Annotated in this window: 10 protein-coding genes and 2 tRNA genes; 7 read left to right on the forward strand and 5 right to left on the reverse strand. The window is 59.7% G+C overall.

Going from position 1 to position 15,194, the window contains the following annotated elements; genetic code table 11:
* The first annotated feature begins 30 nt into the window (after positions 1-30).
* Both hisD and PQR27_RS07790 read left to right on the forward strand, forming a co-directional pair.
* The gene (gene hisD, locus PQR27_RS07785; protein WP_408226513.1) at positions 31-1,338 is read left to right on the forward strand and encodes a histidinol dehydrogenase; all 1,308 of its coding nucleotides are present in this window, start codon (positions 31-33) and stop codon (positions 1,336-1,338) included.
* A 16-nt stretch (positions 1,339-1,354) separates the two neighbouring features.
* Complete coding sequence (locus tag PQR27_RS07790) at positions 1,355-1,801, forward strand: acyl-CoA thioesterase (protein ID WP_408226516.1); 447 nt, start codon at positions 1,355-1,357, stop codon at positions 1,799-1,801.
* A gap of 46 nt (positions 1,802-1,847) precedes the next feature.
* Here the strand turns inward: PQR27_RS07790 and PQR27_RS07795 are convergent, their stop codons facing one another.
* On the reverse strand, positions 1,848-3,422 hold the full coding sequence (locus PQR27_RS07795; RefSeq protein ID WP_408523057.1) for a class I adenylate-forming enzyme family protein: 1,575 nt from the start codon (positions 3,420-3,422) through the stop codon (positions 1,848-1,850).
* Positions 3,423-3,771: 349 nt separating this feature from the next.
* On the reverse strand, positions 3,772-4,296 hold the full coding sequence (locus PQR27_RS07800) for a hypothetical protein (RefSeq protein WP_408226525.1): 525 nt from the start codon (positions 4,294-4,296) through the stop codon (positions 3,772-3,774).
* Between the two features lie 315 nt (positions 4,297-4,611).
* Between PQR27_RS07800 and aspT the strand changes: the two genes are divergently transcribed.
* The 4 genes from aspT to PQR27_RS07820 all read left to right on the forward strand — a co-directional run bounded on the left by aspT (position 4,612) and on the right by PQR27_RS07820 (position 10,578).
* Positions 4,612-6,303: an aspartate-alanine antiporter gene (gene aspT / locus PQR27_RS07805; RefSeq protein WP_408523058.1), complete on the forward strand. Its 1,692-nt coding sequence runs from the start codon at positions 4,612-4,614 to the stop codon at positions 6,301-6,303.
* A 57-nt stretch (positions 6,304-6,360) separates the two neighbouring features.
* Positions 6,361-8,016, forward strand: coding sequence for a bifunctional aspartate transaminase/aspartate 4-decarboxylase (locus PQR27_RS07810; RefSeq protein WP_408523059.1), 1,656 nt, complete (start codon positions 6,361-6,363; stop codon positions 8,014-8,016).
* 1,302 nt (positions 8,017-9,318) lie between these two features.
* Positions 9,319-9,780 (forward strand): hypothetical protein, encoded by a 462-nt coding sequence (locus PQR27_RS07815; protein WP_408226534.1) that lies wholly within the window; start codon positions 9,319-9,321, stop codon positions 9,778-9,780.
* Between the two features lie 9 nt (positions 9,781-9,789).
* Positions 9,790-10,578 carry a nucleotide-binding protein gene (locus tag PQR27_RS07820; protein ID WP_408523060.1) on the forward strand — a complete coding sequence of 263 codons (789 nt, stop codon included), beginning with the start codon at positions 9,790-9,792 and terminating at the stop codon, positions 10,576-10,578.
* Here PQR27_RS07820 and PQR27_RS07825 read toward each other — a convergent pair.
* The 3 genes from PQR27_RS07825 to PQR27_RS07835 all read right to left on the reverse strand — a co-directional run bounded on the left by PQR27_RS07825 (position 10,502) and on the right by PQR27_RS07835 (position 12,302).
* Entirely contained in the window at positions 10,502-11,734 is a 1,233-nt protein-coding gene (locus tag PQR27_RS07825; RefSeq protein WP_408523061.1) for a tyrosine-type recombinase/integrase, read from the reverse strand. The two genes, PQR27_RS07820 and PQR27_RS07825, sit on opposite strands and share 77 nt — an antisense overlap.
* 152 nt (positions 11,735-11,886) lie before the next feature.
* Positions 11,887-11,973 (reverse strand) — tRNA-Leu (locus PQR27_RS07830).
* 242 nt (positions 11,974-12,215) lie between these two features.
* Positions 12,216-12,302 (reverse strand) — tRNA-Leu (locus PQR27_RS07835).
* A gap of 295 nt (positions 12,303-12,597) precedes the next feature.
* On the opposite strand from PQR27_RS07835, the gene rnr reads away from it, so the two are divergent.
* Positions 12,598-15,111, forward strand: a complete 2,514-nt coding sequence (gene rnr, locus PQR27_RS07840; RefSeq protein WP_408523062.1) for a ribonuclease R — start codon at positions 12,598-12,600, stop codon at positions 15,109-15,111.
* Positions 15,112-15,194 lie beyond the last annotated feature (83 nt).

A 15,194-nucleotide genomic window follows, 5' to 3' on the forward strand; every position in this document is an offset into this window, starting at 1 on the left:
CCGCATAATCATAGATGGCAGGGATTAGAAATGGCAATTTGGCTCAAGCGAGGCGCCGAGGCGGAGGTTCTGAAGGCGGCCGCGCGCGAAGTACGCGAAACGGTTGAAGCAACGTTGGCAGATATCGAGGCGCGAGGCGATGCCGCGGTGCGTGATCTGTCGATCCGCTTCGACAAACTGGAGCGTGACGACTACCGCCTGTCGCAAGGTGAAATCGATCAATGTCTGTCGCAATTGTCAGCGCGTGACATCGCCGACATCGAATTCGCGCAGAAGCAGGTTGAGAATTTTGCGCGCCACCAGCGCGACTCGATCCGCGACATCGAAGTCGAAACGTTGCCGGGCGTCGTTCTCGGTCACAAGAATTTACCGGTGAACGCTGCGGGTTGCTATGTGCCTGGCGGCAAGTATCCGTTGCTGGCGTCGGCGCATATGTCGGTGATTACCGCGAGGGTGGCCGGCGTGCCGCGCATTGTGACCTGCGCGCCGCCGTTTCACGGTAAACCGGCACCCGCCGTCGTCGCTGCACAACATATGGCAGGCGCGCACGAGATCTACTGTCTGGGCGGCATCCAGGCCATCGGCGCGATGGCGATCGGCACGCAGAGCATTGCGCCCGTCGACATGCTCGTCGGGCCAGGCAACGCATTCGTGGCTGAAGCGAAGCGGCAATTGTTCGGGCGGGTAGGGATCGATCTCTTCGCCGGTCCGACCGAGACGCTGGTGATCGCCGACGAATCTGTCGACGGCGAAATGTGCGCAACCGATCTGCTCGGCCAGGCCGAGCACGGTCCCGATTCGCCCGCGATCCTGCTGACCACCTCGGAGAAGCTGGCTCGCGAGACGATGGCCGAAGTCGAACGCCTGCTCAAAATACTGCCGACGGCTGATATTGCCCGCAAGTCGTGGGACAAGCATGGCGAAGTGATCGTGGCGGAAAGCGACGAAGAGATGGTTCGCATCGCCAACGAGATCGCTTCGGAGCACGTGCAGGTGATGACGCGCGATACCGACTATTTCCTGCGCAACATGACCAACTACGGTGCGCTCTTCCTTGGGCCGCGCACCAACGTGTCGTTTGGCGACAAGGTGATTGGCACGAACCATACACTGCCGACCCGAAAGGCGGCACGCTACACGGGCGGACTGTGGGTGGGCAAGTTCCTGAAGACCTGCACTTATCAGAAGGTCATGACGGACGAGGCATCGGCGATGATCGGCGAGTACTGCTCGCGTTTGTGCGCGCTTGAAGGCTTCGCAGGCCACGGCGAGCAGGCTAACCTGCGTGTGCGCCGTTACGGCCATAAGGACGTTCCTTACGGTGGCGCGGCGGTTTGAACGGGGGAAAGCAGCAATGAAGAAACCCACTGCCTTGTCACGTGATGCGTACCGTCACTTCCTCTCGATTCCGACTCGATGGATGGATAACGACGTCTACGGACATGTCAACAACGTTGTCTATTACAGCTACTTCGATACGGTCGTGAACGAGTATCTGCTCCGAATGGGGGTACTCGATTTCGAGCACGGCGAAGCGATTGGGCTTGTCGTCGAAACCCAGTGCAACTATTTTTCGTCGGTCGCATTTCCGGACCGCGTCGACGCCGGGCTGCGCGTGGCGAGACTCGGCTCATCGAGTGTTCGATATGAGGTTGGGCTCTTTCGTGAAGGTGAGGCGGAGCCCGCAGCGCAAGGTCATTTCGTGCATGTCTACGTCGATCGCATTGCGCGTCGCCCGATGCATTTGTCCGATGCGATGCGAGCGGCGCTCGCGCCGCTTACGGTCGCGGCGGACCGCTAGGGAACGCCGAGCCCGCAGCCGGAGCTGCGGGCAAAGCGCGCCAGTACTATCCAACCTGCCGCGAACGATCAGCCCAATACTTTTCGCGGACCTTGCGGCGCAATACCTTGCCGACCACGCTGACCGGGAGATCCTCCACGAACACGATCGACTTGGGCGCCTTGTAGCGGCCTATGCGGCTCTTCACATGTTCAATCAATGCTTCGGCGGTGACGGATTCGCCGGCACGCAGAACCACTTCCGCGTGCACGGCTTCGCCCCATTCATCGTGCGGCACGCCCACCACGGTCGAGTTCGACACCGCCGGATGAGCATTTAGCGCGGCTTCCACTTCGACTGCATAGACATTGAAGCCGCCGGTGATGATCATGTCTTTCTTGCGGTCGACGATGTACAGAAAGCCCTGGTCGTCGAGATAGCCGAGATCGCCTGACTTCCAGAAGCCGTTGGAGAATTCGCTGGCCGTGCCTTCCGGGTTATTGAGGTAACCGTCGATGGTCGCCCGCGAGCGGATCCAGATCTCGCCCGTTGCGCCCGGCGCGACTTCCTTACCTGTCTCGTCGACGATCATCAGTTCGACGTCGATTGCCACGCGTCCGGCAGAAGCAAGATGGCCGGCTTCTGCTGCCGTCAGATGGTCCGCTTTGGTCAGCATCGTGGCGTATTGCAGGCATTCAGTTCCCCCGTACACCTGCACGAAAATGTTACCGAAACGCTTCTGCGCCTGATCGAGTTTGGCCGGGCTCATCGGGGCGGCACCGTAGGCGATCGTGCGTAGCGTCGACAGGTCGTAGGCGGAAGCTTCGGGCAGATCGAGCAGCCAGTACAACAGCGTCGGCACGAGCGCGCTCATGGTGATTCGCTCAGTCTCGACGTTGCGGCACCACTGGGTCAGATCGGGCAGGTTCTGCGTGGCGGTGCAGCCCCCACGAAAGAGCGCTGCCAGCAAGGCCATTCCCGAACCGTGACTGATCGGCGCCATATGCAGGCACCGCGAGTCGGCGTCGTACAGCTGTTCACTCTCCAGGTAGGCCGAGTTCCGACAGGCCAGCCAGTTTTCCATGGTGTACTGCGCGCACTTGCTCTTGCCGGTGGTTCCGCCGGTGAACCGGTAGATAAGGACGTCGGTGTCGGGATCGCTTTCGATCCCGGGGTTTCGATCGGAAACGTCTTCCAGAAGGTCCCAGAAGTAAGCCAGCCCTTCGCGCGCGCCCGGCGGCGGATCCATGCAGACGACCAGGATGCCGCGCTCATGCAGCATGTCGAAGTAGCGATCGAGAAGCGCGTTCTCAAGAAACACCACCTTGGGCTGGATAAACTCGATTTGCCAGCGGTGCTCGTCGCTCGAGTCGCGGAAATTCGTCCATGCGGCGGCGGCTTCGCCCTTCAGTGCGGTCCAGGCGTGCAGCAACGACAGATTGTCGTTCTCCAGAATGCACAAATAGGTGTCGCCGCGCCGCAGTTGGAGACGCTCGACCATCATGTTCACGATGCGATTGGTGAGCAGATGTAGATCGCGGTGCGTGAAGCGCCGTTGGCGTTCGATATTCACAAGCGCCTCGCGGTCGCGATGGCGAACGGACAATTGTTCGGTCATGCGGGCGAAATTCATTTTCATCATCTGTCTCCATTTGTCGTAGCCAGCCGTTGACGCCGACTATAACGCCGCAGGCGTTATGTGAACCCCTCATTCCGGAGGGGGGCGAAGCCACATAACAGCGTTGCCGTCGGTCAAGGCGCGAAGGCGCATCGGCAGGACAGTGCGGCGGTCGGCGCGTACACCGCCAGCGGCAACACGCTAAACCGCCAGGCCTATATCGCTGGCGGTTCGGCGAACGCGGAGGTATCGCTGGGGCCGGCCCGGTAACTAACGGCGTATCACCAACCTCGCAGCTGGCACCCATGCAACCGCACGCAGCTGAATTCATTGCACGCCTGCAATAACCTGCGCGGTCATGTCTGAAGCTGAACTAGACGATAGTCTGCCCGTCGGGCTTGTGGGGCAGGGGACCGAAGAACAACGCCTTGAGCTTGTCGCGACCGACTACACGTGCGAGTTCGGCGAGCACACAGTAGTTGGCGATTAGCGTGACCAGCAGGATCTGGATGGCCCAGAAATGCGCCCAGTTGAGTTCGGCAAACAGCATGTTGTTGGCGGCAACCAGGCCCGGTGCTTCCTTCCAGTAGTCGTACAGGTGCTCCGCGTAGTGCACGAGCAACGCCACAATCGTGTAAATGAACGTCCTCCATCCGACATTCCAGATCAGCGGTTTCTCGGGAAACTGGTTGACGAACGGCAGCATGTTGGCGACCAGCACCGATTTGCTGAGAATCAGAGCGGCGATGGTCACCGAGGCGGAAGTGGGCAGCGTAATGTCGGTGCCCTTTGTTGTCAGGGCCCGAATGATCGCGACGATGTGGAGGATGACGAAGAAGATAGTCGGCGGCAGCATCTCCATAAATTCGCGCTTGATCGTGGTGGTCAGCTTGCTCATGTTCCTCTCCCATCTAGATAGGGTTGGGCAGCATCATCGCTCCGCATATGACATCAAGGGCGTGCGAAGCTTAACCGTTCCTTGACCTCTGAACTCCATCGTGTGGAGCATTCTGGTGCGCTCCCAGATCCGTTGAAAGGATTGTATTTCAGGTTTCATTTCCTACACTCAATCGACGACCCTTTCCTTCCCGAACGTACTGCCTGCGCGTCGGTCGGCTCAGCAGCACGCGGCTGCGCCGGGCTGGAATGCCCGTATGTTATTGCTTGAGCCTGTCGAATATATCGTCGAGAAGCAGTCCACCAAGGAGTGCATATGTCATGGTTCACTACAACATTACGCAGTTACCCCGAGATCGCCATTTTTCTCTCGTTGGGGATCGGATATTGGATAGGCGGGAAAAGCTATCGCGGGTTTACTCTCGGGGCGGTGACGGCGACGCTGCTTGCCGCCATTGCGATCGGACAGCTGGGTATTACCGTCTCGGCTAACGTCAAGTCAGTGTTTTTCTTGATGTTTCTATTCGCCGTCGGTTATGGCGTCGGCCCGCAGTTCGTCCGTGGCGTTGCGAAGGACGGCTTGCCGCAAGCATTGTTTTCTGTCGTTCAGTGCATATTGTGTCTCGCGGCGCCCTATGTTGCGGCGAAGCTTGCCGGGTATAGCGTCGGTTCGGCCGCGGGCCTCTTCGCGGGGTCGCAAACCATCTCTGCATCGATGGGCCTTGCCACAGACGCCATGAATCGCCTCGGGCTACCCGCCGACGAGACGAAGGCGCTGCTGGACGCAATGCCGACCGCCTATGCCGTCACCTACATCTTCGGCACTATTGGCTCCGCACTGATCCTCGCGACGCTCGGACCGAAGCTCCTGGGTATCGATCTCGTGGCAGCGTGCAAAGAGTATGAAGCGACGCTGGGCGGGGCACAGGAGTCAGGTGGGGCCGCCGTGGCATGGCACCAATATGAATTGCGTGCCTACCGGATTGCGGAACACGGCCCGGCTGTCGGCCTGACGGTGGCACAGGCTGAAGTGAGGTCGCCAGAAGGAGCCCGGCTATTCGTTGAACGGATCAGACGCAGTGGCGTGCTTCAGGACGCAAAGCTCGACGATGTGCTGCAGGCGGGCGACGTGGTCGCCGTTGCCGGGCGCCGCGAGCATCTCGTGGCGATGCTGGGGCCACGGGGTACCGAGGTCGACGATCCGGAATTGCTGGCCGTGCCGGCCGAAGGTGTCGACGTTTATGTCACGAACAAGGAGGTCGACGGGAAGACCTTGCAGGAGTTGGCGGCGCGGCCTCTGGCGCGCGGCGTCTTCCTGCGCAGGATCAAGCGTGGCGCGACGGAAACACCGATTCCGGTCTTACCGAGCACCAGGCTGCATCGTGGCGACACCGTCACTATCATCGGCCGCACGCAGGACACCACGGCGGCCGCGAAAGATCTGGGCGTGCTCGATCGGCCCACCGGCGCCGCGGATATCGCGTTCGTTGGTTTTGCGATTACGCTCGGCGCCCTGATCGGTGCCGTCGTGATCAAGGTTGGGGCGATTCCCATTACGTTATCGACGGCGGGCGGTGCGCTGATCGCGGGTATCGTGTTCGGCTGGTTGCGCGCGATTCATCCGACCTTCGGCCGGATCCCCGAGCCGACCATCTGGTTCATGAACTCAGTCGGTCTGAACGTGTTCATTGCGGTGGTCGGTATCACGGCGGGGCCGGGTTTCGTCTCGGGCCTTCAGCAACTGGGTGTGAGCCTCTTCCTGTGGGGCATCTTCGCGACCAGTGTACCGCTCATCCTTGGCATGTTCATTGCCAAATACATTTTCAAGTTCCATCCTGCGATTCTGCTCGGCATCTGTGCCGGGGCGAGAACGACGACAGCCGCGCTCGGCATGATCTGCGACGCGGCCAAAAGCCAGGTGCCGGGTCTCGGTTACACCGTCACCTACGCAGTGGGCAATACGCTGCTTACGATCTGGGGGATGGTCATCGTGATGCTGTTGACCTGACTCCCACATTGACGCATTCGGCTTTTCCTGCACGTTAACCCTCAATGGAGGTGTTGGATGGCGAAGTCTTCTAAAGCGGGCGCAGGCGATCGTGCTGCGATGGCGGCGCTCAGCCCGTTCGAACTGAAGGACGAACTCATCAAGGCCGCGGGCGGCGGCGCAGTCGAGCGCGCGGCGAACGCATCGATGCTCAATGCCGGTCGCGGCAATCCAAACTTTCTCGCGACGGTTCCACGCCACGGTTTCTGGCAGCTCGGGCTATTCGCGATGCGTGAATCTGAGCGTTCGTTTGCGTACATGCCGGAGGGCATCGGCGGCTTTCCGAAGCGTGAAGGGCTCACCGAACGCTTCGAGCTATTCCTGCGCGAAAACCGGGGCGTGCCCGGTATTGACTTCCTGGGCGCCGCCGTTTCGTATGTACGCGACCAGCTCGGACTGTCTGCCGGCGACTTCCTCTATGAAATGTGCGAAGGCATTCTCGCCTGCAACTATCCGGTGCCGGACCGGATGCTCAAGCTCTCGGAGATCATCGTTGGGCAGTATCTGCGTCGAGAGATGATCGGCAAGCATCCGTTCATCGGCGAGTTCGACATCTTCGCTGTCGAAGGCGGCACGGCGGCGATGACGTACATCTTCAACACGATGCGTGAGAATCACCTGATCCAGGCAGGTGACACGATTGCGCTCGGCATGCCGATCTTTACGCCGTACATCGAAATTCCGCGTCTGAACGACTACCAGTTGAATGTCGTGAACCTGAATGCCGACGTGGAAAACGGCTGGCAATATTCGAAGAAGGAACTCGACAAACTGCGCGATCCGAAGGTGAAGGCGTTCTTCCTCGTGAATCCGAGCAATCCACCTTCGGTAAAGATCAGCGACGAGAGCCTCGAATACATCGCCGACATCGTCAAGGAACGTCCCGACCTGATCCTGCTGACCGACGACGTTTATGGCACCTTCGCCGATGACTTCGTGTCGCTTTTCGCACTCGCACCTAAGAACACGATCCTCGTGTATTCGTACTCGAAGTACTTCGGCGCGACCGGCTGGCGCCTGGGCACGATTGCGACGCATCGCGACAATGTGCTCGACAGGCTGCTCGCCGAGATGCCCAAGGACGTCAAAAAGGAACTGAACACGCGCTACGAGTCGATCACGACCGAGCCGGCCAAGCTCAAGTTCATCGATCGTCTCGTGGCCGACAGCCGCACCGTCGCGCTGAATCACACAGCTGGCTTGTCGACACCGCAGCAGGTGCAGATGGTGTTGTTCTCTCTGTTCTCGCTGATGGATACGCCCGATGCGTACAAGAATGCGCTCAAGCGGCTGATCCGCAGCCGTAAGCAGGCGCTATACCGCGAGATCGGCATTAGCTTCGATGACGATGATGAGAACAAGGTTGACTACTACACGATCCTCGATCTCGAGTTCCTCGGTGAGCGAGCCTACGGACGCGACTTCGTCGATTGGGTGATCAAGAACACTGAGCCGTCCGAGATGCTGTTCCGTCTCGCGAAGGACGCGCGGGTCGTGCTGCTGCCGGGACGCGGTTTCGGTACACAGCATCCGTCGGGCCGCGTGTCGCTTGCGAATCTCAACGAGAGCGACTATGTGAAGATCGGACGCGCGATCCGGGCATTGCTTGGCGAATACGTCGACCACTACAACGCGGCATCGGGCAAGAAGCTCGATAAGAACAAGGTGCTCTGACGGGCTGCTTCGCTGAATCCATGCGTGGGCGGGAGTCCTCAATGGGCACATCGAACCGAGAAGAATCTGCTGGTCGGGGCGGCGATAGCCCACGTTATCGCGGCGACCAGGTGTCGCAAAGGCGAGGGCGGGCGGGACGGATCGGCTGGTGGTTGCCCGGCTCAAAGTAGTATCGTTCTTTGCATTTTCTTGAGACCCCGACCGATGCGGCGAGCGGGCCGCTTTTCGGTATAGCAGTTGCCTCATGACGGGCTAACAGTGATCGCAATTGCCGACACCCGCCGGCCGCGACGACGTCTCTAACGCCCGCTGATCTTTGCAATCAGTCCTAGCCGCGACATCGGCGACGACCGGCTGAAGTAGGGTTCGTTCGACCTCTCAACTCCGCTGCGGATCGCGAGCTATTTCGGCGGCCACGAATACAGTGCTCGATATCCTCGTTGATCTGATCGTTCACACCACCAGCGTACGCAACAGGATCCCGGTCAACGCGAGAGCGTTTGTTAACAAGCGCAAGGTTACTGAGGCCGCGACCATGTTTATCTAGTAGAAGTGCATTGCACATGGCGCCCAAAACCGGCGGTAGCCTATCCTGCCATCCCTTGTTTTTCCGTTGTTCAGTTTGTCGTCCGCAGATCCCGTGAGTAGGGTAGCCGACGCCGCGCGAAAAGAATGACCACCTGGCGCAAGAAAAACGATCCACTAGCACAGAAAAGACATCTGTGGCACGCAGAAAACTGAACCTCTTGCGAGGGAAGGTGCGCGACATCGTACGGGTAGATTTCCCTGCTCGCAAATTGACCGAACAGTCTGGAGAAAGAAACCCGTAATTGCTGGCGCAATATGGAGAACACGGAGTTCCATGCTTCGCGCAGAAAAATTCAAATGACCTGTTGAATGTCTACGCGAGAAGGCAGCCTCTTCCGCCACTTGGAGATGCCAGGTGTTGGCGAGCAGCGCAGAAAAAACCTGTATAACGAAGCGGATTAAATCGAATCCTGCGATTGCTCGGCGCAACTTGCGCGATCGCAGCCTCCTACGGTGAACAATGTTCCTACCGGTCAAACCTGTAGAAGCGCGCAACCATTGATTGCTATCGCTGGGTAGCCTCGACGGTCGTGCCTTCTCGCACGAATCCCCACGTGTTGCCCGTACAAAACGACGCAAAAAATTTTCCTATTCCGGTCAGTTCCTCTGTATTCCGCCGTGTTCTCGTGCCTTGCTTCAGGCCTGATTCAGGGTATTGACGATCATCGGGAATCGTTTGCAAGATGGCATTCAGGCCGCACACCGGAGCGAGTCATGCCGATGGTGAAGAGCTTTACCCAGGCGCAATGGGACGCCGCCTCGCGCCGTCTCGATACGCTGCCGGCAAAGCCTGCGCATGAGCATCGCGTCAATGTGCGGGATGCAATCAAGTCGATGCAGGCCCAGATCTGCAGCGCCCAGAAAAAGGGGTACACGCTGGAGGAAATCGTGCAGCAGCTTGCCCAGGATGGCGTCGAAATCAGCGCGAGCACGTTGAGATACGCGATGCAACGCGCTGCAAAGGAGAGTCGGCCTGTTCAGGCAGAAGCGAATGGTGTGCAGGGTGCGACGACGGCAGCACGCGCGAAGAAGGGTAGTCAGGAAAGAGCATTACATGCCGGCAACAAGCCTGCCGGGAAAACGCAGGATGGGGGAAGGGCAGTCAGTCAGCAGGGATCAATGGTAATTCGGGACGCGTTCTCGTTCGAGATCACGCCCGATGTTGAAAACTTGTAGAGGGCTCAAATGGACACGACGATTCCCCCCATTTATCTGGTTGGCGGCAGCAAGGGCGGTGTGGGTAAGAGCTTTGTATCGCTTGCGCTGGCCGATTATCTCCAGCGTCAGGATATCCATGCCGCGCTGGTTGAAACCGACACCTCAAATCCGGACGTCATGAAGGCGGTTCAGGACGAGATGCATTGCGTTGCCTATAGTCTGGACGATGCAGACGGCTGGATTGGCCTCGTCAATTTCTGCGACGGACACCGGGACGCGGCAGTAATCGTCAATACGGCGGCGCGCAATCAGGCGGGTGTTGCGCGATTTGGTGCGATGCTGGCCGGTACGCTAGGCGAGCTTCAGCGCCGACTAGTAGTCCTGTGGGTGATTAACCGGCAGCGCGACAGTCTGGAACGTCTAGCTCTGGGGCGAATGAAGTCTGCCAGGGATCGTTCCCGGGTTGAAATCATGGCTTCAGCAAGCTCTGCCAGGATTACCTTGGACGTGCCTGACGGTATCGATGACGATATCCTTGGAGAAATCGCCCTCAAATGCCTAGTGTTCCTGATCCATCGACGAAAGCACGGGTTGAATCTCCGATGCAGTCTATCGAAAGCCGATAACTGCCGACTAGGTTTTTCGGTATCGGTGACGGTATCGTCGATACATGACCTGGCGGCAATCCGTTCCCACAAAGGGTGCAGCCACTGGATTGACCATCGAGTGGGTATGCCGCTCAGGTCCGCTTGCTCGATCCCGTTTCTGTCGTTGGCATGCTTAGGCGATCAATATAGTCGGCCCACTCCTGCATGACCCGGCGACGATCATCGTCAAACGTAGTTCTATCGTAGGCCTTTTGTACATCGCCACGTTTGGCGTGTGCCAGTTGCGCTTCCAGTACATCGATATCCATACCGAGTCGTTCTCGCGCGACGGTGCGAAGCATGCCCCGGAAACCGTGCGTCGCGTGCTTCCCTTGAAAGCCCATCTCTCGCAGTGCTTTGCTCAATGCATCTCGATGTAGATGAGGGGTCTTTTGACGGGCAGGGGACGGAAAGACATAGTGCCCCTTACCGGTAAGTGACTGCAACTCGTTCAGGACGGCGATGGCCTGCTTCGGCAATGGCACGATGTGATCGTGCCGCATTTTCATCCGCTCGGCTGCAACATGCCATTCAGCTGTCTTGAGGTTCACCTCATCCCACGGTACCGCGGCAACCACACCTGGGCGAAGGCCGGTCAGCATGGTGAGCTTGAGGGCGGCGCGGGTAATAGGCGACTTGTAGGCATCGATAGCAAGGACGAGCGGAGCGATGTCCGCAGGCTTGGTGATCGCTGGTATGTGGCCTTTCTTGTGGCGAGGCACAACGCCGCGCAGTGTCAAGGCGGCGCCATCTTCGCGCAGTCCGTTCTGGACGGCGTACGTCACGATGCCACCGACATACTGCCGTGCCTTGGTCGCGAGGTTAGGCGCATGAGCTGCAATCGCTTCAAGTACGGGCTTGACCTCTGGCGTCGCAAGCGTCGAAATGGGCTTGTTGCGGAGTGCGGGAGTCAGGTATTCGCGCACGACAAACTCCGCCTTCCGGTAGGTTTCGTCGGCCCATTCCTTCCGTTTGAAGTCGAGCCAGCGCTGGGCCACGAGATGGAAGGCGCCTTCGGCCACGCGTTTGCGGGCGATGGACTCGGCCTGGCGATATGCAACCGGATCGATGCCTTCGCGTACGAGATTGCGTGCGGTAGTGGCCGACCGTCGCGCATCAGTGAGCGTGATATCGGGGTAGGGGCCGAGGCTGTGGAAGTTCTCCTTGCCTGTGCTCGGTCGTCGATAGCGGAACAGCCAGGTTTTGGTGCCGTTCGGCTGGACCCTCAGGGCGAGTCCGTTTCCATCCGCGAGAAGGTAGGAACGGGCGCGCGCTTTGGCGGCACGGAACACTAACTCTGACTTCGGTTCGACGCGTCTGGGCATGGGTTTGCCCCCGAATCTGGTATACGCAACAGTATACGCAAAAATCGTCGATGTCAGTGGAACGCAGGGGATCTGTAGAGAACAAAAAACCCCGTAAGACGTTGATCTTACGGGGTTTCTCGGACTTCTTCGGCTTGCGCCGGAACAACTGTTGGTGCCCAGGAGAGGACTCGAACCTCCACGGTGTTGCCACCGCTAGGACCTGAACCTAGTGCGTCTACCAATTCCGCCACCTGGGCACGTTTTCAAGCTAGACCGCTATTTTAGCGTGATGATGTAGCGTGTCAATCCCCACATGCAAACTAAACATCGCTTCATCAACCGCCCGGTTTTCACGCAGCGAAGTAGAACTTCGCTCACGATCGACCGTCCTGCCAACCAGTCAATCAATCCGATCAGACAAAACAGAATCGGATCACATGGCTTCACACAAAAAGTAAAGCCGCCTATGTGAAACATCAGGCGGCTTTACTTTTGAATCTGGTGCCCAAGAGAGGACTCGAACCTCCACAGTGTTGCCACCGCTAGGACCTGAACCTAGTGCGTCTACCAATTTCGCCACCTGGGCAGGTGATGAACAGCAAAGAACGCCATTATAGCGACAGATTCGGGCCTGTCAAGCGTTTCCCGGAACTCGCTTAAACCACGCTGCAGCCAGCCTGCGCGCGCCTCACAGCGACTATTGACGGGCCGCGTGGCGCGCAAGACGGGTGTTAGAATGCCTCGCAGTAGTTCGTTGGCACGGGCGCACGCGCCCGTCGGACTCAGCCTTGAACGAGCGGGACCCGAGCAGTCAATCGCAAGTGCAACTTAAGCGCATCTCAAACGCTTCTTAAGCCGAGCCACATCGCCGACCGACGTCCATGCAACGAGAAAAAATCATCGACAAGCCCTTGAGCAAATTTCCGTATCCGATTCCAAGCCGCGAAGAAATCCTCGGCGTCCTGCGCACGAGTGAAACGCCGCTTGCCGCGAACGACATCGCCGAAGCCCTGTCGATCAAGCGCCAGGAGCGCGAGGGATTTTTCAAGCGCCTGGGCGCGATGGAGCGCGACGGCCAGATCCGGCTCGATCAGCGCAATCTCTATCAGCTGACCCATCCGTCGAATTTCGTCGGCGGCCGCGTGCAAGGCCATCGCGACGGCTACGGCTTCCTCGTGCGCGATGACGGTCAGGACGATCTGTTTCTGCCCACCGGCGAAATGCAAAAGGTCATGCACAACGACCGTGTGCTCGCGCGCATCGTCGGCTATGACCGTCGTGGGCGCCCGGAAGGGCATATCGTCGAGGTCACGGATCGTGCCAACAAGCGCGTGATCGGACGGCTGCTCAACGAAAACGGCGCGCTGATCGTCGCGCCCGAAGACAAGCGCATCGGTCACGACATCCTGATCACGCAGAACACCAAGAAGGCCAAGGTCGGCCAGGTGGTGGTGGTCGAACTCACCGATTTCCCGAGCCGTCATTCGCAGCCGCTCGGTCGTGTCGTCGAGGTGCTGGGCGATATCGACGACCCGGGCATGGAAATCGAAATCGCGGTGCGCAAATACGGCGTGCCGCACGAATTCAACCCGGCCGCGCTCGAGGAAGCCGCGAGGCTGCCCGACGAAGTCCGTCCGGTCGACGCGCGTCATCGCATCGATCTGCGCGACGTGCCGCTCGTCACGATCGACGGTGAAGACGCGCGCGACTTCGACGACGCCGTGTATTGCGAGCCGGTTCAGGTCGGTCGCGGCGAAGGTTTCCGCCTGATCGTCGCGATCGCCGACGTATCGCATTACGTGAGTCCGAAGAGCGCGCTCGACGCCGACGCGGTCGAACGTAGCACCTCGGTGTACTTCCCGCGCCGGGTGATTCCGATGCTGCCGGAGAAACTGTCGAACGGACTGTGTTCGCTCAATCCGAACGTCGACCGTTGCGTGCTGGTGTGCGACATGATCGTCACCGCGCGCGGCGAGGTGAAGGCGTATCAGTTTTACCCGGGCGTGATGCATTCGGTCGCGCGGCTCACTTATACGGAAGTGGCCGCGGTGCTGAAAAACACCAAGGGCCCCGAGGCCACACGTCGCGCCGCCTTGCTGCCGCAACTGCAGAATCTGTATGGCGTGTACAAGTCGCTGTTCGCCGCCCGTCAGAAGCGCGGTGCGATCGATTTCGACACCACGGAAACGTACATCGTCTGCAATGCGCAGGGCAAGATCGAGCAGATCGTACCGCGTACCCGCAACGACGCGCACAAACTGATCGAGGAATGCATGCTGGCCGCGAACGTCTGCGCGGCCGACTTCCTCAAGCGCAACAAGCATGCGGGTCTGTACCGGGTGCATGCCGGCCCGACCGTCGAGAAGCTCGAAAATCTGCGCACCTTCCTGCGCGGCATGGGGCTTTCGCTTGGCGGCGGCGACAAACCGCACGCGAGCGATTACGCCGCGCTGATGGCGCAGATCCGCGAACGGCCCGATGCCCAGATGATGCAGACCATGCTGCTGCGCTCGATGCAACAGGCTGTCTACAGCCCGGACAACATCGGCCACTTCGGTCTTGCGTATGAAGCGTACGCGCACTTCACGAGCCCGATTCGCCGCTACCCCGATCTGCTCACGCACCGCGCGATCTACGCGATTCTGCAGGGCCGCAAGTATCAGCCGGAAGCGCCGCACGGCGTCGAGCTGAATACGGCGCTGTCGCCGCGTGCCCGCGCCATGCAGCAGGCCGACGAAGAAAAGCGCGGCCGCGCGCGCGCCAATAACGTGGCGATCTGGGAAGAACTCGGCCTGCATTGCTCGGCCAACGAGCGCCGGGCGGATGAAGCATCGCGCGACGTCGAAGCGTGGCTCAAGTGCTATTTCATGCGCGACAAGCTCGGCGAAGAGTACGGCGGCATGGTGAGCGGCGTGACGTCGTTCGGCATTTTCGTGCAGCTCGATTCGCTCTTTATCGAAGGCCTCGTGCACGTCACCGAACTGGGCTCGGACTACTTCCAGTACGACGAGATCAAGAACGAGTTGCGCGGCGAGCGCACCGGCATTCGTTATCGTCTGTCGGATCGGGTGCGCGTGCAGGTGAGCCGCGTCGATCTCGACGCCCGCAAGATCGACTTCCGTCTAGTGCGTGACACGCCGATCAAGTCGCCGGTCAATCGTCCGGCACTCGTCGACAAAGCCTCTGCCGACAACGGCGGTGCGCGCGTGCGGTCGTTGCCGCCGCTGGAAGGCGGCACGGGCGGAGCCGGTGGCGCAGCGGGCGGGCGTCGCAAGAAAGCCGCGCCGGCGCAAACCGCGGCGGTGAAGGAAGCACGTGACGCACGCGGCGCCGCCAGGAAGCATGGCGCCACGGCCAAATCAGCGTCCAAGCCGCAGGCCCGCAAGAAGCGCTGAAGTCGCATGAGTTGTTGAGCCGCGCGCATCGGGTACGTCCACACGTACCGGTTGCGCGCGGTCTGCCTTCTGTCATACGCAAG

The organism is Paraburkholderia fungorum, from assembly GCF_046027215.1.
In the GTDB taxonomy this organism is placed as follows: Bacteria; Pseudomonadota; Gammaproteobacteria; order Burkholderiales; family Burkholderiaceae; genus Paraburkholderia; species Paraburkholderia fungorum_D.

Excerpts from the sequence above, each read along its gene's own strand:
- hisD (WP_408226513.1), top strand. The coding sequence starts at position 31 with ATGGCAATTTGGCTCAAGCGAGGCGCCGAGGCGGAGGTTCTGAAGGCG.
- PQR27_RS07790 (WP_408226516.1), top strand. The coding sequence starts at position 1,355 with ATGAAGAAACCCACTGCCTTGTCACGTGATGCGTACCGTCACTTCCTC.
- PQR27_RS07795 (WP_408523057.1), bottom strand. The coding sequence starts at position 3,422 with ATGATGAAAATGAATTTCGCCCGCATGACCGAACAATTGTCCGTTCGC.
- PQR27_RS07800 (WP_408226525.1), bottom strand. The coding sequence starts at position 4,296 with ATGAGCAAGCTGACCACCACGATCAAGCGCGAATTTATGGAGATGCTG.
- aspT (WP_408523058.1), top strand. The coding sequence starts at position 4,612 with ATGTCATGGTTCACTACAACATTACGCAGTTACCCCGAGATCGCCATT.
- PQR27_RS07810 (WP_408523059.1), top strand. The coding sequence starts at position 6,361 with ATGGCGAAGTCTTCTAAAGCGGGCGCAGGCGATCGTGCTGCGATGGCG.
- PQR27_RS07815 (WP_408226534.1), top strand. The coding sequence starts at position 9,319 with ATGCCGATGGTGAAGAGCTTTACCCAGGCGCAATGGGACGCCGCCTCG.
- PQR27_RS07820 (WP_408523060.1), top strand. The coding sequence starts at position 9,790 with ATGGACACGACGATTCCCCCCATTTATCTGGTTGGCGGCAGCAAGGGC.
- PQR27_RS07825 (WP_408523061.1), bottom strand. The coding sequence starts at position 11,734 with ATGCCCAGACGCGTCGAACCGAAGTCAGAGTTAGTGTTCCGTGCCGCC.
- rnr (WP_408523062.1), top strand. The coding sequence starts at position 12,598 with ATGCAACGAGAAAAAATCATCGACAAGCCCTTGAGCAAATTTCCGTAT.